Raw genomic sequence first — 22,812 nt, forward strand, 5'->3', positions numbered from 1 at the left:
TCTACTGTTCAGTCTTAATATTTAGTGTTTTGATTCTTATGGTTTTAACGCTAAAACATCAGTTTTTAAAAAGCTTAGAATGTTTTCAGCAGTATTTCCCAATAACCTTTGGCTAATACCTTTTCTACCTACCGTTCCAATAACGACTATACCAGCATGATATTTAGCCGCCATAGAGGGGATCACTAGTTCAGGTTTTCCTGCATGAATATGAAAATTTTCGACAGGTACTTGATATTGTTCACTGAGTTGCAAAATGTTGGCGCTCAAATCGTGTCTTGCTTGCGCTTCAACCTCATCTTTATATTGTAGGCCAAAATCTCGTAAAACCGCTGAAAATAGAGGTGTATAGCAAACATGTACCTGCACATTTAGTTTACTTGCTAGCATTGACGCTGTTTCTAGAATTTTATGATTTAACTTTTGTTTATCAGGAAGTTGAGTTTGTAAGTCTACTGACGCTAGTATATCCGGTGTTTTGCTCCACTTATCCTGTGCAACAATTAATACAGGTGCGGGGCATTCCCTGATTAAATGCCAATCGGTTGGAGTATAAAACATGGTTTCACTGCGATTACCGGTTTTTACAACCATTACAGGCTGTTCATTTTCGGCGTAGTGATTTACCCAAGTATGGATGTGCTTTTGCCAAATTATTTCATAGGTATGGTGGTTATTTCCACACAGTTCAGCCAGTTGATCGTTTGCTTTATCATCCATGCGAGCTATGAGACTTTCTTTGAATGCTTCGCCTTTATCATCTAAACCATGCAAATCTTCATAATAAAAATATACAACATGGAGTTTTGCGTTATAGAGCAGGCTAAGTTTTTCAGCTTGCTTAATAGCAACTGATTTTTCAAAATTTGGATCCGCAATGACTAAAATAGTTTTCATGATGTGCCTCATTATCCTGGAAAATTTACCTTTCATCTCAATTAAGCTTAAAACTTTCTTCATTTGAAACTTTTGATTTGAATCAGAAAAAATCATCTTTGTTTTATTATAAACTTAGTATTAACTAAATTATTTATCTAGGAAGTGTTAGTGAACTTATTTCGATAATTGAATTATTAATGTCTAATCAGACTTAAAATTCTAGTCTATTTGGAATATACTTACCTGCTAGACGATATAGTTTTATCGCAATAATAAACGAAAGGAAAACCCGTTTTGCCATTATCAAAAAATTCAGCTATCAAAAAAGCCGTTATTCCAGTTGCTGGCCTAGGCACTCGCATGTTGCCTGCTACAAAGGCTATTCCTAAAGAGATGCTGCCAGTGGTTGATAAACCGTTAATTCAATACATAGTAAACGAGTGTATTGCTGCAGGTATAAAAGAAATTGTATTAGTTACTCATTCTTCTAAAAATGCTATTGAGAACCATTTTGATAAGTCTTATGAGCTAGAGTCAACTCTAGAGAAAAGGGTAAAACGGCAGTTACTTGATGAAATACAGGCTATTTGTCCTAGAGGTGTCACTATTATGCATGTGCGCCAAGGTGAAGCTAAAGGTCTAGGCCATGCCGTATTAAAAGCAAAGCCAATCATCGGTGACGACCCGTTCGTAGTGGTATTGCCTGATGTATTAATTGATGATGCCGCAGCTGACCTTAAAACTGAAAACCTTTCAGCTATGCTTACTCGTTATGAAGAATCTAATGCAAGCCAAATTATGGTAGAGCCTGTACCTATGGAGCTGGTAAGTAGTTATGGGGTAGTGGATTGTGGCGGTAAAGCTGTTTTACCAGGTGAATCTTGCCCGATGACGGCAATAGTTGAAAAACCACCACAAGAAGAAGCTCCATCTAACTTGGCCGTTGTGGGTCGTTACGTTTTATCAAACAAAATTTGGGCGTTACTTGAACAAACCATGCCGGGTGCTGGTGACGAAATTCAATTAACCGATGCGATCGCTAAACTGATGGATGTTGAAGCCGTCGAAGCGTTTCATATGACCGGAAAGTCTCACGATTGTGGTACTAAAATCGGTTACTTAAAAGCAAACGTAGAGTACGGCATGCGTCACCCTGAATTGGCTGATGAGTTTAAAGCGTATTTAAAAAGCTTGTAAAAGTTATTAAACATCTTTAAATCCCAATACCTACTGCGCAATAATTAAGAAGGATCTGCTTGTCAGATCCTTTTTTGATCACGGAAGAGCTATATGCAGAAATGCCATGGGCCATTCTTTAACAAAATATGACCGGAAGCATTAGTTTCACAGGTTTTGAAGGCCGACCTAGTTTCATTCTGTTAAATTTAATGTGGTGCAATGCCTCAATGTGCTCAATAAAAAACTCATCGCCAATAGGAAAATTGTGCATCAAGCGTTCAATGATCAAGGTGTCTAAGTACTGCTGGCTGCTATGTAAAAACAATTTTTGGTAATTGCTTTTCCGACTTACTAAATTCGGACCCAAATGCAAGTATTGACGATGTTGATTAACAACCACTAGTGAGGTTGATACTTGTTGGTGAACAGCATTTTGTGTGTAACTAGAGTATGGATATTGTGCAAGATGAGAAACAATACCTTTACTTACCGGATCAGATTCAATAAATCTCATACATGCTAATAAATAATTGTCGGCATCAACAATGCTAGCTTTATGCCTGCCCTGAAATAAAGAACCGCTGCGTTGATATTTTCTATTAATATATCTGACATAACTACTTGAGATATATTGGATAAGGCTAGCTATACCTTTGCTGCAACTTGGTGTTAATAATAATTGAATATGATTTTCCATCAATACATAAGCGTGTAAAAGTACCTCATATTTGACTAGCCCTTTACTGAGCAATAATGAGTAATATTGATAATCGGCAGTACAGTAAAAGCAACGTTGCTGATTATTACCACATAAGTAAATATGAGCTGTTTGATCTGCTTGGTAAGCCCGTGGTTTTCTAGACATTTGCAATTCCTTTGCTTGTTCAATTAGTGATTTGTTTCCAGTGAAACTCAAAAGGTGGAAGATAAGTAAAAGGCACCACATAAACAACACTCTATTTAGTATAAATCATCTCACTCCTGTTAAAATAATTTGTCTGCTGTATATGTGTAAAACGCCCCTTAAATCTCCCTTGATAGCTTTGATCCTTCAAGGCTATCAAGTATTAAAATATTTCGTCATCCTTGACTAGAACTGCACTACCACAACGTCTAAGCGTTTGTGCTGGCCTACTCGAACAAAGCTGTGCCCACTTTTGCTCCGCGATTCCGTTAATTGGCCGTCCTTGGCCATAGTCTTCCGTATGCATCCTGCAAAATCCAACTCCATTGGATTGTCCTTTTTAAAAGTTAATCCTTTAACTTTTTTCGAGACAACTAGTTGCTTAATTGGCACAAACAGCTAGTTGTTTGACGAAACTGATATTCCAAACTGATTAATCGTATTTTAAAAGCGTTTTTTTACTGTGTTTAACTTGTTAATAGCGTTATTTTTGTGACCTATATTAAGAGAAATAAACCAAATAAACGTCAGTTAAAATTATTTTGGGCCGGAGCCAATATTAAATACTTATTGTCTCCGGAGAGATTTATAAGCATTTAAAAAATGTTGCAGTTTTAGCCAGTAAGTTGACTGTTGCAATAATGCTCAGGGATTTTTGGTTTGTAGGTAAAAAGGCAAGTTAACAGTAAGCTGGGTGACAGCGGGTTCAATTGTGTTAAAAAGAAAGTGATTATCTGATTTTTGTATGTGACATTTAACAATAGGAATGTGCTGATACTTTCCATGAGTCTATCCTTAGCTAATTTACTGTTAATGTGAACATTCATGCAAAAAATTATATTTAAATCAATAGTTTTACATTTAATGTAATGTTATCTGAATTTCCTTAACCCTTGATAACACTAGTTTGCATGATGTTATAAATTTACCGTCCTGCAAATTTATAACTAAATGTTAGTAAAGATTTTGCAGCTTGCAAAAATTATTTTGCTATAAAAAAACATTTTATAGAATAAAAAATAATTAACACTTTTGTGAAAATGAACTATCACGTACGGATATTAAAAGTGCTGCTATTTTATTGCTGACAATTGAAATAATTGGGCCGGAGTAAAGAATGAAATTTTAAAATGTCCGGAGTAAATTTATTTGAAAAATAAAATTCTTCTAATTCAAAAGTTTGTCATTTGATTTTGTCTGAAATAGCATGTTTTAAATATTTGTGGTTTGACAAAACACCCTCTTTGTCTTTTACTTTTAGAATGTTCATTGGTAATGAATATAGTCTCAATTAAAAGGAGTTTTAGAGATTTCCCTTGCTTATAAATTCCCGACCAAATGAGATGACTCTGGCAGTGTTATAAAACGTGTCCAAGGAAATTATCTAATAATGCGGACATTAGTTGTATGGAGCACTAACGTTAGACTAACACTGCCGTTATTTTTAACTGGTTAGCAATTAAAAATTCAGAACTTTAATTAACATAATAAAAACAACAAATTGTTTAGAAATATAAGTTACTTATGAGGATTTAATTACAATGTTGTTTTCTACTTTTACTCAGAAAAAAATTCAGTTCAGTTTAGCATTTTGTTTTGTGGTGTTAATCGCATTCAGTACTTATTTAACCTTGCTTGAACCTTCGGTGTTTAATACCTTTTATATGACAATTTCTAGTACTTTGTTTTTAGCGATTGTTCTATATAAACGAAATTAAATAAATCCTTATATTACCTGTTTACAGTATTTGTAATACTTTATTACTCTTTGTTTTTATTAAAAACTTGCTAAATTCATGAACTAGTGAAATTATTTAATTGTATCCTTGGTCTGTATCATCGATACCAAGTCGGTTAAGTTTTTTTATTTTGTGTTTGTGATAGATAATTAATAAAACTTAATCGAATTGGTAACGCCTTAGACTGAGTGTTTACGGTAACTCTAATAAAACATAGGAAGATAATTATGAAAGTATTTAAGAACTATTTATTAACAGCAGCCTTAAGCGCTCTGATGTTAACATTATTTGCTAGCTTACCTGCTAAAGCTGAAGCGAATCCTTTTGAAGCTCAAAATGTTGTAGCTTCTGCTGATTTTGAAGCTGAAGAAGCTAAAAAAGAAGGCAAGTGTGGTGAAGGTAAATGTGGTGAAGGCAAAGCTAAAGCCAAAGGTAAATGCGGCGAAGGAAAATGCGGTGAAGGCAAAGCCAAAGGTAAATGCGGCGAAGGCAAATGCGGTGAAGGCAAAGCTAAAGCCAAAGGTAAATGCGGCGAAGGAAAATGTGGCGAAGGCAAAGCTAAAGGCAAGTGCGGTGAAGGTAAAGCTAAATCAAAAGAAAGCAAGTGCGGTGAATAATTAACTGAAGCTTTATTCTTTAAAGAAGTCAGTAACTGCTGGCTTCTTCTAATCTAAAAAAAAACTCCTGAAGTTAAAATTTTTATTCTTACTTCTGACCGTTCATTAATTATAAATTATTAAATATACACGCTATAAATATAGTATCGAAAAAGCTCTTTTTTAATCTTAAACAGCCACCAAATGTTAATGAGTAGTTAATTGTCTGCTTTAAAATGGTCATTTTTTGCAAATAGATTGTTAAGTGATGAATTATTTAATTTGATCTATATCAAACAATAGTCTGTTCGTGTATTATTCGCGCTGATTTTTTCAACGGTAGTAATTATAATGTCAGTAGATAATTCATTTAAAGAAAGCACCTCAAAACGTCACTTGTTTTTAGCCCTAACAGTTATGGTAGCAATGCCATTATTACCTATGTTAATGGGTTGGTATAACTACGCTTAAATTAGCTGGCATACGCAGTTAAATTCATCGAAATGCAAACGTTTATCGTTATTAAAGGAATATTTAATGTCTGAGAGTGTCTTATTGGTTGAAGATAACGCTTTAGTTTTGGCGCAGCTTAATCAAACTCTAACCACGGCAGGTTATCAGGTAACAACAGCGGTTAATGGATTAGATGGTTATAACAAAGCACAACAGCACCGCTTTGATTTATGTATTGTTGACCATCTAATGCCGCTGATGAACGGCCCTCAATTAGTTAAAAACTTAATTGCGTTAGGTGATCATGCTCCGAGCAGTATCATATTTTTAACTACTCAAGATCTCAAATTAGTTAATCAAATTTCAGAAGTACACCTGGCTGATAAAGTATTAACCAAACCAATTTCTAATACAGAATTTTTAGCCGAAGTTAGTAAGTTAAAAGAGTACAGTAGCGAAGTTGCATAAACTTCAACTTATTAACTTAATAGTTGAAAATGTGACTATAAAAACTCACTAAGATCCATTATCCTGTTATTAAACCTTTTTCGATTAGAAATATGATGACAGAGCAAGATAGCCAATACCTTAAAAGCGTAATTTACGATGTGCCTGATTATCCCATTCCTGGCATAATGTTTCGCGACATTACCGGCATTCTCGATCAACCCCAAGCCTTTCAATTATGCATTGATCGTTTAACCGAACGGTATAAAAATACCGGTATTACCAAAGTTGCTGGCACTGAAGCTCGAGGTTTTTTATTTGCTGCACCACTAGCTTTAGCGTTAGGCATAGGCTTTGTTCCTGTTCGAAAACCCAAAAAATTACCCCGTGCAACATTTTCACAAAGCTACGATTTAGAATATGGTCAAGATACATTAGAAATTCATCAAGATGCATTACAAAGTGATGATATAGTACTTATGGTAGATGACTTATTAGCTACTGGTGGTACCATTGAAGCTACAACTAAATTAATTCGCTCAACTGGCGCTACTGTAAAAGAGGCCGCATTTGTGATCGGATTACCCGATTTACAAGGTGATAAGCGATTAGAAAAGCTCGGTATAGATGTTTACACTATGGTTGATTACCTAGGCGATTAATACCGAATCAGATTGAACGCGTTAGAAATAATAATTAAAACAACTTAGCTTCAGGATTAAACAATATATGAGTTATCAAGTACTTGCTCGTAAATGGCGACCAAAAGATTTTTCTCAATTAATGGGACAAGAGCACGTGGTTACCGTATTGGTTAATGCATTAATGCAAGAGCGTTTGCATCATGCCTATTTATTTACCGGTACTCGCGGTGTAGGTAAAACTACCATAGCGCGAATATTCGCAAAAAGCTTAAACTGTGAAGAAGGTATTACTGCTAATCCATGTGGCAAATGTGATGTTTGTATTGATGTTGATGCTGGCCGTTTTGTTGATTTACTTGAGATAGATGCAGCCTCGCGCACAAAAGTAGATGATACACGTGAAATTTTAGATAACGTTCAATATGCACCAACACGCGGTCGCTTTAAGGTTTACCTTATCGATGAAGTACACATGTTATCTAAGCACAGTTTCAATGCTTTACTTAAAACTCTCGAAGAGCCACCACCGCACGTTAAATTTATTCTCGCAACAACCGATCCGCAGAAGTTGCCGGTAACTGTTTTATCACGTTGTTTACAGTTTCATTTAAAAGCGCTAACGCCTCTGCAAATTGAAACTAAATTAAATGAAATTCTAACCGCAGAAGAGGTTACCTTTGAAGATGGTGCTTTAGCTATGCTAGCCAAAGCCGCTCGCGGTAGTATGCGTGATTCATTAAGCTTAACTGATCAAGCCATTGCTCAAGGCCAAGGCCATATTGAAGTAGCCAATGTCCAGCAAATGCTCGGCGGAGTTGACCAAAATTGGGTTTACAAAATATTAATTGCACTAATTAAACAGGACGCGAAAGGGTTATTAGAGCTAAGTAAAAATATTGCTAGCTTTGCACCTAGTTACCATCGCTTGTTAGCTGAATTATTGCAGCTTTTACATCAAGTTGCACTTTGGCAGTTAGTACCAAACTCCGTTGATGTCGATAATCAACGCGCAACGTTGTTAACTAAGTTTGCCTCCGCAATGTCGCCAGAAGACGTACAACTGTATTACCAAATTGTGTTAAATGGTCGTAAGGACTTATCCTATAGCAGTGATGAACAAGCTGGTTTTGATATGGTTGTGCTACGTATGTTGGCCTTTAAACCTGCGACCTTAGCTGATACTAAAACTGCTCCAGCTGCGGTTACGGCTGATTTTAATGATTTAGATATAGCCGAATCTATTCCTAAAGTTGAAGGGAAAGTAGCAAAACCTGAAGCAATTCAAGATCCTGTGGTGACAACAATTGACGTTAAAACAGAAGAAAAAGAAGAAGTAAAAACTGAAGTTGATCCGCAAGCTGTGCTCGAAACAGAAGATGCAGCTATTGAACCTCAAGAACAAGTGTTAGCTGAACAGCAATTACCTGAAACGTTAACAATTGATAGGAATGCAGATAAATCAATAGATGGTTTAAATGCCGAGCAACAACAGCTTGAAGTGCAGGCTCAACAACAGTTGTCTGATGTGCAACAGATGCCTACAGCACAGAATACTATGCAAGCCGAAATGGTTGAAACAGATACTTCTGTTGATGAAGTTTTGCAACCACAAGCTTCTACAGTTGGAGCTGTTGAAACAGCTGAACCGGTTGAACAAAGCAATGCGGGAAGCGACGTTGAAAAAATGTTGGCTACACGTAATATGTTACGTAGCCGTAAAAAAGCCGCGGAGGGCGAGGGCGCAAAAAAGTCTGAAGCCAAGCTTAAGGTCCGCACTAATGTTGGGCCTAAAAACCCTGATTTAGTAGCCCCTCAAGCTGATGATACAATCGTTACAGCTAACGTTGAATCGAAAACGGTAGATGCTATTGATTTACCTTGGGAAGAAAATGCCCCAATAAACGCAGTTGACTCAGAAGTACAAGCAACAAATAACCAACAAGCTGAAGTAGCAATTAATGATGTAGAACAGGCATTACCTGACATTAACAGCATTGCCTGTGGTAGCTTTGATCAGTCAGTTATTGATCCTGCTGTTATAAGAGATGCAAATCAGATTGATGCTTGGGCAAATACTATAGATGCAATGGGTTTAACCGGACGAGTAAGACAACTAGCTTTAAATGCTAATATGGGCGAAGAAAGCTCAGATAATTTATTAGTAATTAATTTAGACAAGAAATTTGAACATTTAAATTCAGGTGCTGCTTTAACTCAAATAATCGATTGTTACTCAACCTTGAAAAAGCAAGAATCAACTGTACAAATTAATGCAGTAGATGATGCCGGCGCAACGCCTTTTTTCATTCAAAATTGTATTAATGTCAAGCGATTAGATTACGCTAAAAATGTAATTGCTACTGACGATTTTGTGCAAGCGTTAGAGCAACAATTTAGTGCTTTTGTTGATCAAAATTCAATTGAAGCATTGTAAAAACTGATTTAGACGCCATTAATACCTTAAGCAGTTACATTTAATTTAAATAATGCTTTCAGCAAACACTTAACGTTAACGCGTGCTATTGGTATAATACCCACACTTATCTATGTTTGCCGATGTAAGCAAACAATTTTGGAGACTATTATGATGAAAGGCGGCATGGGCAACTTAATGAAGCAAGCCCAACAAATGCAAGCAAAAATGGCGAAAGCTCAAGAAGAGATCGCTAAAATGGAAGTGACTGGCGAAGCCGGTGCCGGCATGGTTAAAGTAACTATGACGGGTAATCATAATGTACGTCGTGTTGAAATTGACGAAAGTCTAATGGAAGACGACAAAGACATGATTGAAGACTTAGTTGCTGCAGCATTTAATGATGCTGTACGAAGAGTTGAAGAAACCAATAAAGAAAAAATGGGCGCCCTAACTGGCGGCATGCAAATGCCTCCAGGGATGAAAATGCCATTCTAATTGTGCTGTTTGTATAACTAATTTAAACTGGGGTCAGAGTCACATTTATTAATGTGACTCTGACCCCAATTTTTTTGTGAGAATTAAAAGATAAATCAATATGAAATTAAGCCCATTAGTGCAAGAGCTTATAGATAGCTTAAAATGTTTACCCGGTGTTGGTCCTAAATCTGCACAACGTATGGCGTTTCAGCTTTTAGAGCGTAATCGCATAGGTGGGCAAAAATTAGCGACTACTTTAGCTACCGCTATGGAAGATGTAGGTTACTGCAAAGGTTGTCGTACGTTTACCGAGCTTGATTTTTGTGAAATTTGTCAAAGCCCAAAACGTCAGTTAAAACGTATGTTATGTGTGGTTGAATCACCTGCTGATATTTTAGCTATTGAGCAAACTGGCGAATTCACAGGCCGTTATTTTGTATTAATGGGACACTTATCGCCTATTGATGGCATCGGTCCTGACGAGTTAGGCCTTGATAAACTTGCAGCGCTATTAGCCAGTGATGAGTTTGATGAAATGATCTTAGCCACCAACCCTACTGTTGAAGGCGAAGCTACTGCACATTTTATTGCCGATATTGCAAAAAAATATAATGTTAGCAGCACACGTATAGCTCACGGGGTGCCTGTTGGTGGTGAACTTGAATTTGTAGATGGTAATACGCTGTCACATGCCTTTTCTGGCCGAAAAAGCTTTAACTAACCTTCATCCATATTATTTATAAAACAGGTGACTTTGGTCACCTGTTTTGCTTTTTACTATTAAATAACTGTTACCAGGGTAACTTTTTCATTTTTTATTAACTGCAAGCCTTTAAAACCAATTTTATACCCCCACATATTTTTCAGACACAAATTCCAACGAATAGATATTTTGTTGGTATGAATGAATTTTATTAAGAAGAGGTATTTTATGTCTGATACAGGCCATAAAGAAGTTCACGGTTTTCAAACTGAAGTTAAGCAACTATTACAATTAATGATCCATTCTTTATATTCAAATAAAGAAATTTTCCTACGTGAATTAGTATCTAACTCTGCCGATGCGGCTGACAAATTACGTTTTAAAGCGTTATCAAATGGCGATTTATACGATGGTGATGCAAACCTTCGTGTACGAGTTAAAGCAGACAAAGACGCAAACACAATTACCATTTCAGATAACGGCATTGGTATGACTCGCGATGATGTTATTGCACATTTAGGTACTATTGCTAAGTCTGGTACTGCTGACTTCTTCTCTCGTTTATCTGGCGACCAAGCCTCAGATTCACAATTAATAGGTCAATTTGGTGTTGGTTTTTACTCGGCATTTATTGTTGCCGATAAAGTTGTTGTGCGTACTCGTGCTGCAGGCACAGAAGTTTCCGATGGCGTAGAATGGACCTCTGCTGGCGAAGGCGATTTCTCTGTAGAAAATATTGAAAAATCTACTCGCGGTACCGACATTATTCTTTTCTTAAAAGAAGAAGAAAAAGAATTTTTAGATGATTATCGTTTAAAGTCAATTGTGACTAAATACTCAGATCACATCTCTATTCCTGTAGAAATGATGAGCGAAGAGGTTGCAGAAGTACCAGCAAGTGAAGGTCCTGACGGTGAAGAAATTCCAGCAGTAGCCGCGATCCCTGCAGAGTGGGAAGGCGTTAATAAAGCTGAAGCACTTTGGACTCGTGAAAAATCTGATGTGTCAGACGATGAATATAAAGAATTTTATAAGCATGTATCACACGATTACGGCGACCCGTTATTGTGGGCACACAACAAAGTTGAAGGTACTACTGAATATACTTCACTGCTTTATGTACCTGAAAAAGCACCTTTCGATATGTATAACCGTGAACGTCAACACGGCTTAAAGTTATATGTACAACGTGTATTCATTATGGATGATGCTGAACAGTTCATGCCAACTTACTTACGTTTTGTAAAAGGTTTGCTTGATTCAAACGATTTACCATTAAACGTGTCACGTGAAATATTACAAGACAACAAAGTTACTCAAGCGATGCGTAAAGGTTGTACTAAACGTGTTATCACTATGCTTGACAAACTTGGTAAAAAAGACGCTGAAAAATATCAAACATTCTGGGACGAATTTGGTCAAGTGCTTAAAGAAGGCCCGGCTGAAGACATGGCAAACAAAGAAGCTATTGCTAAATTGTTACGCTTTGCCTCAACTGAAAATGATAACGCTGTGCAAAATGTATCATTAAATGATTACATTGAGCGCATGAAAGAAGGCCAAGATAAAATATACTATGTTGTAGCTGACAGCTTCGAAGCAGCTAAAAATAGCCCGCATCTAGAAGTATTCCGCAAAAAAGGCATTGAAGTATTATTATTGAGTGACCGCATTGATGAGTGGTTAATGAGCCATTTAACCGACTTTAATGAAAAACAGTTAGCTTCAGTAACACGTGGAGATTTAGATCTAGGTGATATGGATGATGCTGAAACGAAAGAAGCTCAAGAAAAAATTGAGAAAGAATTCGACTCAGTAGTAAGCCGCTTAAAAGAATCGTTAGGTGATAAAGTTAAAGATGTTCGAATTACTCATCGTTTAACTGACTCTCCTGCATGTATTGTAACTGATGATCAGGACATGAGCTCACAAATGATGAAGCTCATGCAATCTGTTGGTCAAGAAGTACCAGAGAGTAAGCCTATTTTTGAAATTAATGCTGAACACGACTTAGTACAGCATGTATCAAATGAGCAAGATGAAGCTAAGTTTGGTCAATGGGCTGAAGTATTGTTTGAACAAGCGATGTTAGCTGAACGTGGTAGCTTGAAAGATCCTGCATCATTTGTAGCTCGTCTAAATACGTTAATGCTTAGTCTTACTAAGTAACATACTTAGTAACGAATCACGAATACGTTGCACTTCGAATTACGAAGTAGTTATCAAAGTGCAGCGTATTGTGAATAGCAAAGCTATGTATTCGAAGCAATGCGAACTCGAAATTACAATGCAATTGCGACTAATGTCTAGTCGATATCTTTAACAATTTAAGTAATCTTAACATTCACACAAAAAATTGCTTCTGAACACTTGTTTGAAAACTTTCGAGCAAGTATCATGACGTTTTTACAAATATAATTTCGACGACATTTTAGGGTCTTTCTATATGCGCATTATTTTATTAGGTGCACCGGGTGCTGGTAAAGGTACTCAAGCTCAGTTTTTAATGGCTAAATTTGGCATTCCACAAATTTCAACTGGTGACATGTTACGTGCAGCAATTAAAGCGGGCACTGAACTTGGCAAACAAGCTAAACAAGTAATGGATGCTGGTCAGCTTGTGTCTGATGAGTTAATTATTGGTTTGGTAAAAGAGCGTATTGCTCAAGACGATTGTAAAAGTGGCTTCCTGCTTGACGGTTTCCCTCGTACAATTCCACAAGCCGATGCAATGAAAGAAAATGGCGTAAGCGTTGATTCAGTAATTGAATTTGATGTTGCTGATGAGGTGATTGTTGACCGTATGGCTGGTCGTCGTGTTCACTCTGGTTCTGGTCGTGTTTATCATTTAGTTTACAATCCACCAAAAGTGGCAGGTAAAGATGATGAAACAGGCGAAGATTTATCAATTCGTCCTGATGATGAAGAGTCTACTGTGCGTAAACGTTTAGGCATTTATCATGAGCAAACTAAACCATTAGTTGATTACTACCAAGCAGAAGCAACTGCTGGTAACTGTAAGTACATCACTATGGATGGTACACAAGCAGTAGAAGCTGTAAGTGCACAACTTGCTGAGCAATTAGCGTAAGCTAAACCCAGCTAAACAAATATTTATAAGCCTAGGCATTGCCTAGGCTTTATTTTTTGCACAAAGAGAAACTATGCCAAACACCAATGCCAATTCTATCGTTGTACTCGATTTTGAAACCACAGGTCTTTCTCCACAACAAGGCGACAGGGCAATAGAAATAGGCGCGGTTAAAATTGTTGATGGTATTGTGGTTGATTCATTTCAAGAGTTAATGAATCCAGGGCGACCGGTAAGCACTTTTATTGCCGAATATACTGGTATTACTAATGCTATGCTGCGCACTGCGGCACCATGTGATGAAGTGATGGACAGTTTCGCTGATTTTATAGGTGATGAAAATTTACTTGCTCATAACGCGTCTTTCGATAAAAAGTTTTTAGATGCAGAGTTTGCTCGCATAAATCATAACTATGTTGGTGAGTTTGCCTGTACGTTATTAACCTCAAGACGAATTTATCAAGATGCGCCAAACCATAAACTTGGCACATTAGTGAATTATAAAAATCTCGCTGAAGATGGAACTTTCCATAGAGCGTTATTTGATGCTGAAATGACCGCAAAATTATGGCTTAAAATTCTAGAAGATATATCAGAAGAATATTTTCTAGATAATATCGATTTTAAACTCATCCAGAAACTATCACTTTTGCCAAAAGCAAAAGTGGCCAAGTTTTTACAAACTTACCGCTAAAGCCTCGCACTAAATTTAAGTACTGTTCACAAAGTATACAAGCTGATTTTAGCGGTGCATTTTAGTAGTCAATGGACTATAGTAAGGCAACCGTTAATCGTACTTATTCTAATTTTATACGATTAATATCTCATCTTTATAATAAAAATAATACCTTAGGTATAAATCAAAAGAGATCAACATGAATCAACAATCTACGGAATTTTTAGGCCATCCTAAAGGCCTATTTTTGCTGTTTGGAACAGAAATGTGGGAACGTTTCAGTTACTACGGTATGCGTGCCATTTTAGTATTATATTTAGTTGCAACAGTACAAGACGGTGGCTTTGGCTGGACTAACTCTGAAGCGTTAGCCTTATACGGTTGGTTTACAATGGCGGTTTATTTAACACCTGTGTTAGGTGGTTGGATAGCTGATAACGTATTAGGGCAGCGAAAAAGTATCATAATTGGTGGTTTATTAATGGCCGCTGGTCATTTTACTCTAGGTACACCACAGGCGATGCTAGGTGGCGGTGCTGAAAACGCATTCTATTTAGGCTTGATTTTACTTTGTTGTGGTAACGGCCTCTTTAAGCCAAACATTTCAACATTAGTTGGTGACTTATACGAGCAAGGTGACACCCGTCGTGACGGTGCTTTTACTATATTCTATATGGGTATCAACATTGGTGCTTTTGTTGCTCCACTAGTAATAGGTTACGTTGGCGAAAAAATTGATTGGCAACTTGGATTTATTTTTGCCGGCGTTGGTATGCTTATTTCAGTTGCGATGCAATTGCTAATGGCTAAGAAATATCTTGGCGAAATTGGCGTTAAACCTTCGGCGCATCATGTAGCTATTGAAGGCGAAATATCGGCTAAAGATAAACCATTAACTGCAGAAGAAAGAGATCGCGTTAAAGTTATCATTATCATGTCAGTGATATCCATTGTATTTTGGGTTGGTTATGAGCAAGGTGGTGGTTTACTAAACATTTACGCTAAAGACTTCACTGATTTGAATGTATTTGGTTGGGAAATGCCAGCCTCATGGTTACAAGCCGTAAGTGCATTATTTGTTATCGTATTTGCACCGGTGTTTGCTAGCCTTTGGATTAAACTAGGTGATAAACAACCACCATCACCGAAGAAATTCGCCTATGCATTAATGTTTGTTGGCTTTGGTTTCTTATTTATGATGGCTGCTACATTACAACAAGGTGGTGATATTAACGCTAAAGTAAGCGTTCTTTATCTAATTATGACGTATTTATTCTTAGTCTTTGGTGAACTTTGTATCTCACCAATTGGATTATCGTTAGTCTCTAAAATCGCACCAATTAAATTCTTATCGTTATTGATGGGGGTTTGGTTTGCTTGTTCTGCAATTGCTAACAAAGTCGCCGGTATTGTTGGCGGTATGATAGGTGAAGGTCAAGAGCAAATAGATAATGCCTTTGGTATCTTCGCAGGTCTTACAGTGAGTGGTTTTCTTGCTGGTATTATCGTTTTCTTCATGGCTGATAAGTTAGTTGAATGGATGCACGGTGCAGAAGACAAATCATTAGCTGAACCTAAAACTGAACACAGTGAACTTGACCAAGATCCTGTTTAACCTTTTAGTTATATACTAGCTTGAATATGATAGGCCGAAACATTCAGTTTCGGCCTTTTTGTATATGCCTTTCTACAGTCATTGCTGTGACGGCAGGAATTCACTCTTTATGGTTTCCACTTTAATAGATATAAATTAAAGTATCAGCTCTGCCAATTCTTTAATTGAATGAACAATCGCTTTTGGGTTGCAATCACTCAAGCTATCGATGCAACCAGCCCCATGGGTGATACCTATGCTATCAACGCCAGCATGCTCTGCCATTTTTAAGTCGTAACGACTATCGCCAATCATCAGTGCGTTTTCTGGTTTTATATCGAGCTCAACTAATATTTGCTCAAGCATATCGGGATGTGGCTTAGATTTAGCATCGTCAGAGCTTTTGGTTAAATGAAAAAAATGTTTGGTATTTGATACTGCTAATACTCGCTCTAACCCTTGTCGGCCCTTTCCTGTAGCAACCGCTAATAGTTTTTCCTTAGCATGCAGTGTTAATAGTAACTGTTCTGCATCATCGTACAAAGGTGATGGCGTGACATTAATATCAAGATATTGTTGTTTATAATGTTTGATTAATTCATCAATTTTAACTTGTTCAATACCTGGGTAAAGAATTTTAGAGGCTTCAGTTAAACTTGCACCAATGATCCCTTTTGATGCTCTGTCATCAGGTATTGGCAGATTAGATGCTCTAGCGGCTGCTTGTAATGAATGTACAATTTTATTAATTGAATTCATTAACGTGCCATCCCAATCAAAGATGTACAGTTGATATTGGTTCATGGTGACGTTCTATATGGAAATTAGAAAATGCTAAATTACCAAATTGAGTCAGGTGTTGTCTATAACTCAATTACGAATACAGCGCTTTGCGCTTTCGAATAACGAAGTAGGGGAGTGTGAGACTAAAGTGTATTTGTGGCTTATTCCTAAAGTGAACCGACTCTTTTGCTATCCATGGCAAGTCGGCATTCCATCATCCCTGATGTAAAAAAAAAGCACTCGCGTTAACGAGTGCTTTAAACAACAGATTGGGAGTAAACCGTAAGGTTTTACTGTAAGCATTAATATAACTAATGATTATTTACCGGTCTGTTAACAAATGTTAAATATATGAATACGCTATCGATCCGAATACGTTTCACCTCGAATACGTAGCTCCTCTCCTTCGGGGACGCTTTGCTTCGATAACTGCTTCGTAATTCGTTGTGTAACGTATTCGAAGGTGCAGAGCGCCGTATTCGTAACTTAAGATAAAAAATAAGCAATAATAAGCTGTTTTACCGGCAATTAAGCAATTCTTAATGACTAACTATTTACACATAACCCTGTGAGTCATAAGATGGCTTTAATACAATAATAAAGGCTTAAACAAATTCTATGTCTGGCTTAAAACGGATCATTTTAATCGACACTCATTTACCTGGTTTAGTGGAACTAAAAGTAGATGGGCACACTAATATTTGTGGTACTAATGCCTCAGGTAAAACTACCCTGCAACGTTTACTTCCAGTTTTTTATGGTGAATCGCCCAATAAAGTTGTGCCAGCAACTCGTGACAACTTCCAAACTTGGTACTTACCCAGAGAATCAAGCTTTATTATTTACGAGTACCAACGCTTAGATGGCGTTATGTGTATGGCAATATTAACGTCGTCAAACACTGGTGTATTGTATCGCTTTGTTGAAAAAGGTTTTACTGTTGAAGATTTTATTGGTGAAGACATCGCCGGAAGATGTTCTATAGCGGTTAGTGAAATAATTCGTAATATGCGCCGTAACAATATCATCCACACAAAGGCATTAAATACGAAAGAATTTAGAGCTGTTATTCAAAATGACAGGGCGGTGATGGCGCTAAGCAGTAATAAGCGTGATTTATTAACCGCGTCTCGTTATTTTAGTTTGTGTGAAAGCGACGCACGTTTACGCCATATAGAAAAACTGATCAAAGCCGTGCATTCCAAAGAAGGTAAAATGGAAACGATCAAAGCGATGATCGCCGCCATTCTAGAAGAAGATGGTGTTGAAACCCCAAGTAATAAAATATCAAAAGCGCAAGTTGAGGATTGGATCAAAGAATGCTCACTAATAAAACAATTTGATGAGCTGATGCCGCAATATCATAAACTTCAAAAAGTGAATGCACAGTTAGATCATACTGAAGCTCGCCTAAGCCAATTAAAACATCAATTGTCAGTCGATTTATCGCTATTGAGCGATTCAATTGTTACTGCCGAGCACAATCATCAGGCCTACAAATCTCAACTTAACGAGTTAAATACATCTTTTGAGCAACAAAGAGATGAGCTAAACCGTGATATATCGCTTACCAAAGCAGAAGTGAATAGCTCTGAGCAGCACCTTGATCAAATTGAAGATGAGTTTAACGCATGGCAATACAAGAGTATTGAAACTCATCAGGCCAATTTAGATAAAATTCCTTCTTGGCAATCACAATTACAATCAAAAACTGAACAACATTCACTGCTTACTGAAGAGCATCAAGATATTGAAGCTGCTTATCATAAGCGCTTAGCTGAAATAGAAAAAAAGCAATCGAAAGAGCTAGCACAACTTAACGATCAAAAAGATCAAAGCCGCGACGATTTACGCGATAAACAGATGGCTGAACAAAAAGCCCTGCAGCAATTACAAGCTAGCCAAGATGATAGGTTTAGTGGCATTAAGAATGATTTTGAACGACAAATAAACGAAGGCACGCTTAATTTACAAACAGTAAAAGTACAAATAGAGACAAGTGGACCAACAGTTACTGAACAAGACGCGATGGCGCTAATTGATGCCTCGGTAGAGCAAGCGCAATTTGAAGAAGATCAAATACGTGGCGATTTATCGAAGTTACAAGATGATATCCAGCAGCTTAAGTACCAACAAATTGGCAGTAATGAAAAGCTCAATAAAGCCAGAAGTAATGTTGTTACTTGCAATAAGCGATTAACCGCAATTGAAGTGCTCCTTTACCCTGGTGAGAACACGTTATTAGAATTTTTACGTAAAGAGCACAATGGTTGGGAAGCTCATCTGGGTAAAGTATTAAATCCAGAGTTGTTAACGCGCACTGATTTAGCACCATCATTAATCGACAACAATACTGACTTATCCAGTGTGTATGGAGTATTACTAGATACTGATGCGATAGTTGATAATGAAACGACTCAAACTGAAGCGCAGCTGCAAAAACAGTATGATGTAGCAGGGCAAGATTTAAAAGCTGCTAAAAATTTACAAATTGAATGTGAAGTCGAACTGGAAGGCTTGAACAAAAAGGTTCGTGAAAAAGAACAGCAACTTACCACGATTCATTCACAGTGCCAATTTAAAGAGCAAAGTCGTAAACGTGTGCAAGATGAGCGTGGGCAATTAAAGTCTGAACAAAAACAAGCGTTAAATGAGCGTAAGTTGAAACAGCAAAAAAGTTTACAACAACTGCAAAAGTCTTTAGAAAAACTGATTGCTAATCAACAACAGGCATATGAAGGACATAAAGAGCAGTGCCATGATGAAAAAATGGAGCATGAGCTGCATTGGCAACAACTTGTTGGTGATATAGAGCAAAAGCTAAATCAAATTAAAAACCAAATAGACGATGCAAATGAGCAACATAAAGCTGGTATAAAAGCTTGTAAAAAGTGGTATAAGGATGAACTTACCAGTCGTGAAGTTGATGTTGAACAAATTGCTTCATTAAAACAAGACATTGCCAAACTGCAAGACGATATAATTATTACCAATAAACACCGTGATAGTGTAAGCGAGTATATGCGTTGGTATGAGTTAGTCTTCACAAAACAAAAGGCAAGCTACTTAGCTGGCTTATCAAAAGCCAAAGATAGTAATGCAAAAGCGATGCGCTTATTAGCAGAGAAAAGCGCAATGCATCACCAACAAAGACAGCAATTGCAAGACCAATTACAACAACTTGAAAAAGCCTTAGCAGAACAAAAAGAGCTCGCTTCAGGTATTAATGGCTTAAAACCACAGTTTACCCTTTTACAACTACCTACAACTGAGCCTGTTACCGAGCAAGCTACACCTTCAGCGAGACTAGTAGAAGGGCGCGAATTATTAGACCAACAGCGTCGTGCCACTCAAGACATCACCAGTTATGTTAATTATTTTGATAATGCCATAGGCCAAAAGTCAGGTATAAGCTTAACCGAAACTTGGGAACATGCACGCCGTGATTGTTTAATAACTAATACACAAGGACTTCAAGTATTAGACTCTCGTAAAATGGTAAATGAATTAGAAACATTGCTAACCGTATTGGTACCTCAGCATTTAGAAGGTGTACGCAACAATGGTTTAAATTTCGGCAATGATTTAACTCAGTATTATAACATTTTAGCGGATATTGATACGCGGATCTCATCGCAATCTCGTCGTATATCAAAAGAAGTTGATCAAGAACTATTCCTTGATGGTGTTTCAGAATCGTCAGTGAAAATTCGCTCTAAAATTTCAGAATTTGATTTTTGGCCAAAACTGGCACGCTTTAATAAACTGCATCACTCTTGGCTTAATGATGAAAAGTCGTCATTGCCTGATGAAGAATATACACAAACTATACGTGAAGTACTCGAAGTGCTAGGTAAAGCAACAATGACCGGTGGTATAAGTCAGTTGTTAGACATTGAGCTGCACTTAAAAGAAGGTAATTCAGAATTAGTCATTCGTACCGACAGGCAACTAAATGAATCATCAAGTCATGGTATGGCCTACCTTATTTTATGTAAGTTTTTACTCGCATTCACTCGCTTACTACGTGGCCACTCAAAGGTTGTTATACATTGGCCTATCGACGAAATTGGCACTTTAGCGAACAAGAATGTAAAGAAAATTTTTGATGCCTGTAAAGCTAACCAAATTACCGTGCTTGGAGCATTTCCTAATCCAGAGTCGGATGTTTTGCACTTTTTTGAAAATCGCTACTTAATTGATAAAAGTGCACAACAGCAAAAACTAAGAATGGTACAACCGAAAGTAAACCCTATTACAGAGCGTTTAAAGCAACGTCAACAAGCAGATGAACTTGGGCAAGTGGAGGAAGCACTATGATCAGTTTAAAAGGTCAAGTAATGGAAACATTACTAAGCGGCGGGTTTATTTGTAAAACCAGCGATGAGCTTGCATTTGGTTTTTTACAAAATACCGAAAATTTTGCCAGTGTTGAACAGCAACTTAACTTAATGAACCGTACCATTGCTAATGCCAATGATGGCGAGGTGCTATTTTGTGCTTACCAAGCCATAGGTGATGATGAACGTAAAGTGGTAAGCAGCCAATTTAGAGAAATCACCGCATCATTACTGCCACTTATTGAGTGGTTGGTTTTAGTGCAAGAAGCGAAAGGCGACAACTCGCCATTGTCTGAAGGTAAAGTTATACGCTTAAATGAACTGCAATCTATTATTGAAGACACTCCTGCATTTAGTGAGCAGCTAACTAAAATATCACGATATAGCTTATTTAATTCATCAAGCTCTGCGGTAGATGCCCAGTTAAAGCTGATATTTAAACGTTTGGTTGATTTAGGCTATTTATTAAAGCCCAACCCTGATAATCAAATTTACCTTGCCACAGGTAAAGTCGATTACTTGTTTGAAGTGATCCGCTTTATTGATGAAAGTGAAAACTTAAACTTGGCGGAACAAGCAGAAGAAGCCATTCAGCAAGGGGACTTATTGTGAGCCAGCCCTTGCAAACTGCAGGCATAAAATTTTTAAAAGCTCTGGCCAATCATTCAGACGTGATCATGAAGGCGTATTTGTCTGGCCGAGTAAATGAGCTTGAGTTTGACGCAAAAGTACTGGAAAAATTAATTGAACACGGTGTACTTTGGCGACCAGAGCCTGGTGAAGATTTACGCTTAAGAAGTTCAATTAGAGGCTTGTTAGAAAACAACCTTAGGGATGAGCGCAACCGTCAGCTAGATGCCAATATAGGCACTAAGCTAGAATTAATTAAAACTGTAACGTCACATTATAAAGAAGCATTACATCATCAAAATTATGCTGAAGCAGAAGTGTATATTGAAGATTTAACCGAGCAGGTATATGGCTTGGTGGATAGCTTAAAATCAAACGTGCGTAATTTATGGCGCCGCATCCATAACGAGTTTGGTTATGTGGCGTCGATTAATGCCAAAATTAGAGAAAATGAGCTAGCCCAAAGCCAGCTAACTGAAATGCGTAAACAACTGGAAATGTTTCACTTTGATGAGTTAGCTGCTATTGCTGGTACCTCAAGAGAGTTGCGCCGCTTATTAGTGGTGCAATTACAGCGAAGTTACAGTGAAATAAGCCAAGAGTTAAGTATTGCTCAAAGTAAGTTAATTGACTTATTGGGTAAATTTAGACAATACCTGCACCGCTCGCAGTTATTAAAAGGTTTTGTCTTGCATGCGCAGCAAAAGCCTGATTATCAAGTTAAAGACTATTCTGCAAAACATAATGTGCCGAATTTGTTTAACCAAGCAAAAGCAATAATAAAACCAGCCCAAATAGATGTGAACAACATTGAACACGAGCGCTTATTTGCTGAAGTTGTTAGTCATATTAAAGAAGTTCGCCATGCTAATTTAGGCGTTAAAGATAAACGCCAAGCGCAAGGCTTTGAAATAAATGACATTGAACAAATAGATATTGAAAGCGATTTAATAAAGAAAAACGTTGAAAGTTACTTTTGTCAGGTCATTGACTCCGGACATCGTATGTCGGCGCTTGAATATCATCAACAAAACCAATTAGATTTAGATCAAGAAGTTTGGGTGTACGGAGTTATTAATGGCTATCAAGGGTTAAGCAGCGAAGAGCAAGATTTTTTTGAAATAGGCACAGAAGGGCATGTGCATCCGCAGTTTAATGGTAACTATATTATTGAAGATGTTGAATTAGGGCTGCGTTAAGGAAAATAAATGTTTCAAATTACCTTATTTAATCAGCATGCCAGAAAGCCGGATTTCTACTA

The 22,812-nt window shown here is 37.2% G+C and carries 17 protein-coding genes; 14 read left to right on the top strand and 3 right to left on the bottom strand.

Annotation, left to right across the window (positions count from 1 at the left end):
• Positions 1 to 36 precede the first annotated feature (36 nt).
• On the bottom strand, positions 37 to 897 hold the full coding sequence (locus tag RGQ13_RS05950; protein WP_348392644.1) for a universal stress protein: 861 nt from the start codon (positions 895 to 897) through the stop codon (positions 37 to 39).
• 276 nt (positions 898 to 1,173) lie between these two features.
• Here RGQ13_RS05950 and galU point away from each other — a divergent pair, with 276 nt between their 5' ends.
• Positions 1,174 to 2,076: a UTP--glucose-1-phosphate uridylyltransferase GalU gene (gene galU, locus RGQ13_RS05955; protein ID WP_348392645.1), complete on the top strand. Its 903-nt coding sequence runs from the start codon at positions 1,174 to 1,176 to the stop codon at positions 2,074 to 2,076.
• Between the two features lie 118 nt (positions 2,077 to 2,194).
• Here galU and RGQ13_RS05960 read toward each other — a convergent pair whose 3' ends face one another.
• Positions 2,195 to 2,923, bottom strand: a complete 729-nt coding sequence (locus tag RGQ13_RS05960; RefSeq protein ID WP_348392646.1) for a transposase — start codon at positions 2,921 to 2,923, stop codon at positions 2,195 to 2,197.
• A 2,005-nt stretch (positions 2,924 to 4,928) separates the two neighbouring features.
• On the opposite strand from RGQ13_RS05960, the gene RGQ13_RS05965 reads away from it, so the two are divergent.
• From RGQ13_RS05965 to RGQ13_RS06010, 10 genes are all read left to right on the top strand, one after another.
• Complete coding sequence (locus tag RGQ13_RS05965; RefSeq protein ID WP_348392647.1) at positions 4,929 to 5,318, top strand: HvfA family oxazolone/thioamide-modified RiPP metallophore; 390 nt, start codon at positions 4,929 to 4,931, stop codon at positions 5,316 to 5,318.
• 516 nt (positions 5,319 to 5,834) lie between these two features.
• Positions 5,835 to 6,218 (top strand): response regulator, encoded by a 384-nt coding sequence (locus RGQ13_RS05970; protein ID WP_348392648.1) that lies wholly within the window; start codon positions 5,835 to 5,837, stop codon positions 6,216 to 6,218.
• A 92-nt stretch (positions 6,219 to 6,310) separates the two neighbouring features.
• Complete coding sequence (apt, locus tag RGQ13_RS05975) at positions 6,311 to 6,859, top strand: adenine phosphoribosyltransferase (protein ID WP_348392649.1); 549 nt, start codon at positions 6,311 to 6,313, stop codon at positions 6,857 to 6,859.
• Between the two features lie 67 nt (positions 6,860 to 6,926).
• A complete protein-coding gene (gene dnaX, locus RGQ13_RS05980; RefSeq protein WP_348392650.1) occupies positions 6,927 to 9,275 on the top strand; it encodes a DNA polymerase III subunit gamma/tau in 2,349 nt (782 codons plus the stop codon).
• 147 nt (positions 9,276 to 9,422) lie between these two features.
• Entirely contained in the window at positions 9,423 to 9,752 is a 330-nt protein-coding gene (locus RGQ13_RS05985; protein ID WP_348389543.1) for a YbaB/EbfC family nucleoid-associated protein, read from the top strand.
• 100 nt (positions 9,753 to 9,852) lie between these two features.
• Positions 9,853 to 10,455, top strand: coding sequence for a recombination mediator RecR (gene recR, locus RGQ13_RS05990; protein WP_348392651.1), 603 nt, complete (start codon positions 9,853 to 9,855; stop codon positions 10,453 to 10,455).
• Positions 10,456 to 10,665: 210 nt separating this feature from the next.
• Complete coding sequence (gene htpG / locus RGQ13_RS05995) at positions 10,666 to 12,606, top strand: molecular chaperone HtpG (protein WP_348392652.1); 1,941 nt, start codon at positions 10,666 to 10,668, stop codon at positions 12,604 to 12,606.
• 277 nt (positions 12,607 to 12,883) lie between these two features.
• The gene (adk, locus tag RGQ13_RS06000; protein ID WP_348392653.1) at positions 12,884 to 13,528 is read left to right on the top strand and encodes an adenylate kinase; all 645 of its coding nucleotides are present in this window, start codon (positions 12,884 to 12,886) and stop codon (positions 13,526 to 13,528) included.
• A gap of 73 nt (positions 13,529 to 13,601) precedes the next feature.
• Positions 13,602 to 14,222: a 3'-5' exonuclease gene (locus RGQ13_RS06005; RefSeq protein ID WP_348392654.1), complete on the top strand. Its 621-nt coding sequence runs from the start codon at positions 13,602 to 13,604 to the stop codon at positions 14,220 to 14,222.
• A gap of 175 nt (positions 14,223 to 14,397) precedes the next feature.
• The gene (locus tag RGQ13_RS06010) at positions 14,398 to 15,819 is read left to right on the top strand and encodes a peptide MFS transporter (RefSeq protein ID WP_348393382.1); all 1,422 of its coding nucleotides are present in this window, start codon (positions 14,398 to 14,400) and stop codon (positions 15,817 to 15,819) included.
• A 135-nt stretch (positions 15,820 to 15,954) separates the two neighbouring features.
• Here the strand turns inward: RGQ13_RS06010 and RGQ13_RS06015 are convergent, their stop codons facing one another.
• Entirely contained in the window at positions 15,955 to 16,602 is a 648-nt protein-coding gene (locus tag RGQ13_RS06015; protein WP_348392655.1) for an HAD-IA family hydrolase, read from the bottom strand.
• Positions 16,603 to 17,199: 597 nt separating this feature from the next.
• On the opposite strand from RGQ13_RS06015, the gene RGQ13_RS06020 reads away from it, so the two are divergent.
• The 3 genes from RGQ13_RS06020 to RGQ13_RS06030 are packed head-to-tail and all read left to right on the top strand — an operon-like array spanning position 17,200 to position 22,750.
• Positions 17,200 to 20,901: an ATP-binding protein gene (locus RGQ13_RS06020; protein ID WP_348392656.1), complete on the top strand. Its 3,702-nt coding sequence runs from the start codon at positions 17,200 to 17,202 to the stop codon at positions 20,899 to 20,901.
• Positions 20,898 to 21,533 (top strand): hypothetical protein, encoded by a 636-nt coding sequence (locus RGQ13_RS06025; protein ID WP_348392657.1) that lies wholly within the window; start codon positions 20,898 to 20,900, stop codon positions 21,531 to 21,533. The genes RGQ13_RS06020 and RGQ13_RS06025 overlap by 4 nt, the downstream gene beginning before the upstream one ends.
• On the top strand, positions 21,530 to 22,750 hold the full coding sequence (locus RGQ13_RS06030) for a phosphoenolpyruvate carboxylase (protein WP_348392658.1): 1,221 nt from the start codon (positions 21,530 to 21,532) through the stop codon (positions 22,748 to 22,750). Before RGQ13_RS06025 ends, RGQ13_RS06030 begins: the two co-directional genes overlap by 4 nt.
• Positions 22,751 to 22,812: the final 62 nt, after the last annotated feature.

This window comes from Thalassotalea psychrophila (assembly GCF_031583595.1).
GTDB classification, from domain to species: Bacteria; Pseudomonadota; Gammaproteobacteria; order Enterobacterales; family Alteromonadaceae; genus Thalassotalea_A; species Thalassotalea_A psychrophila.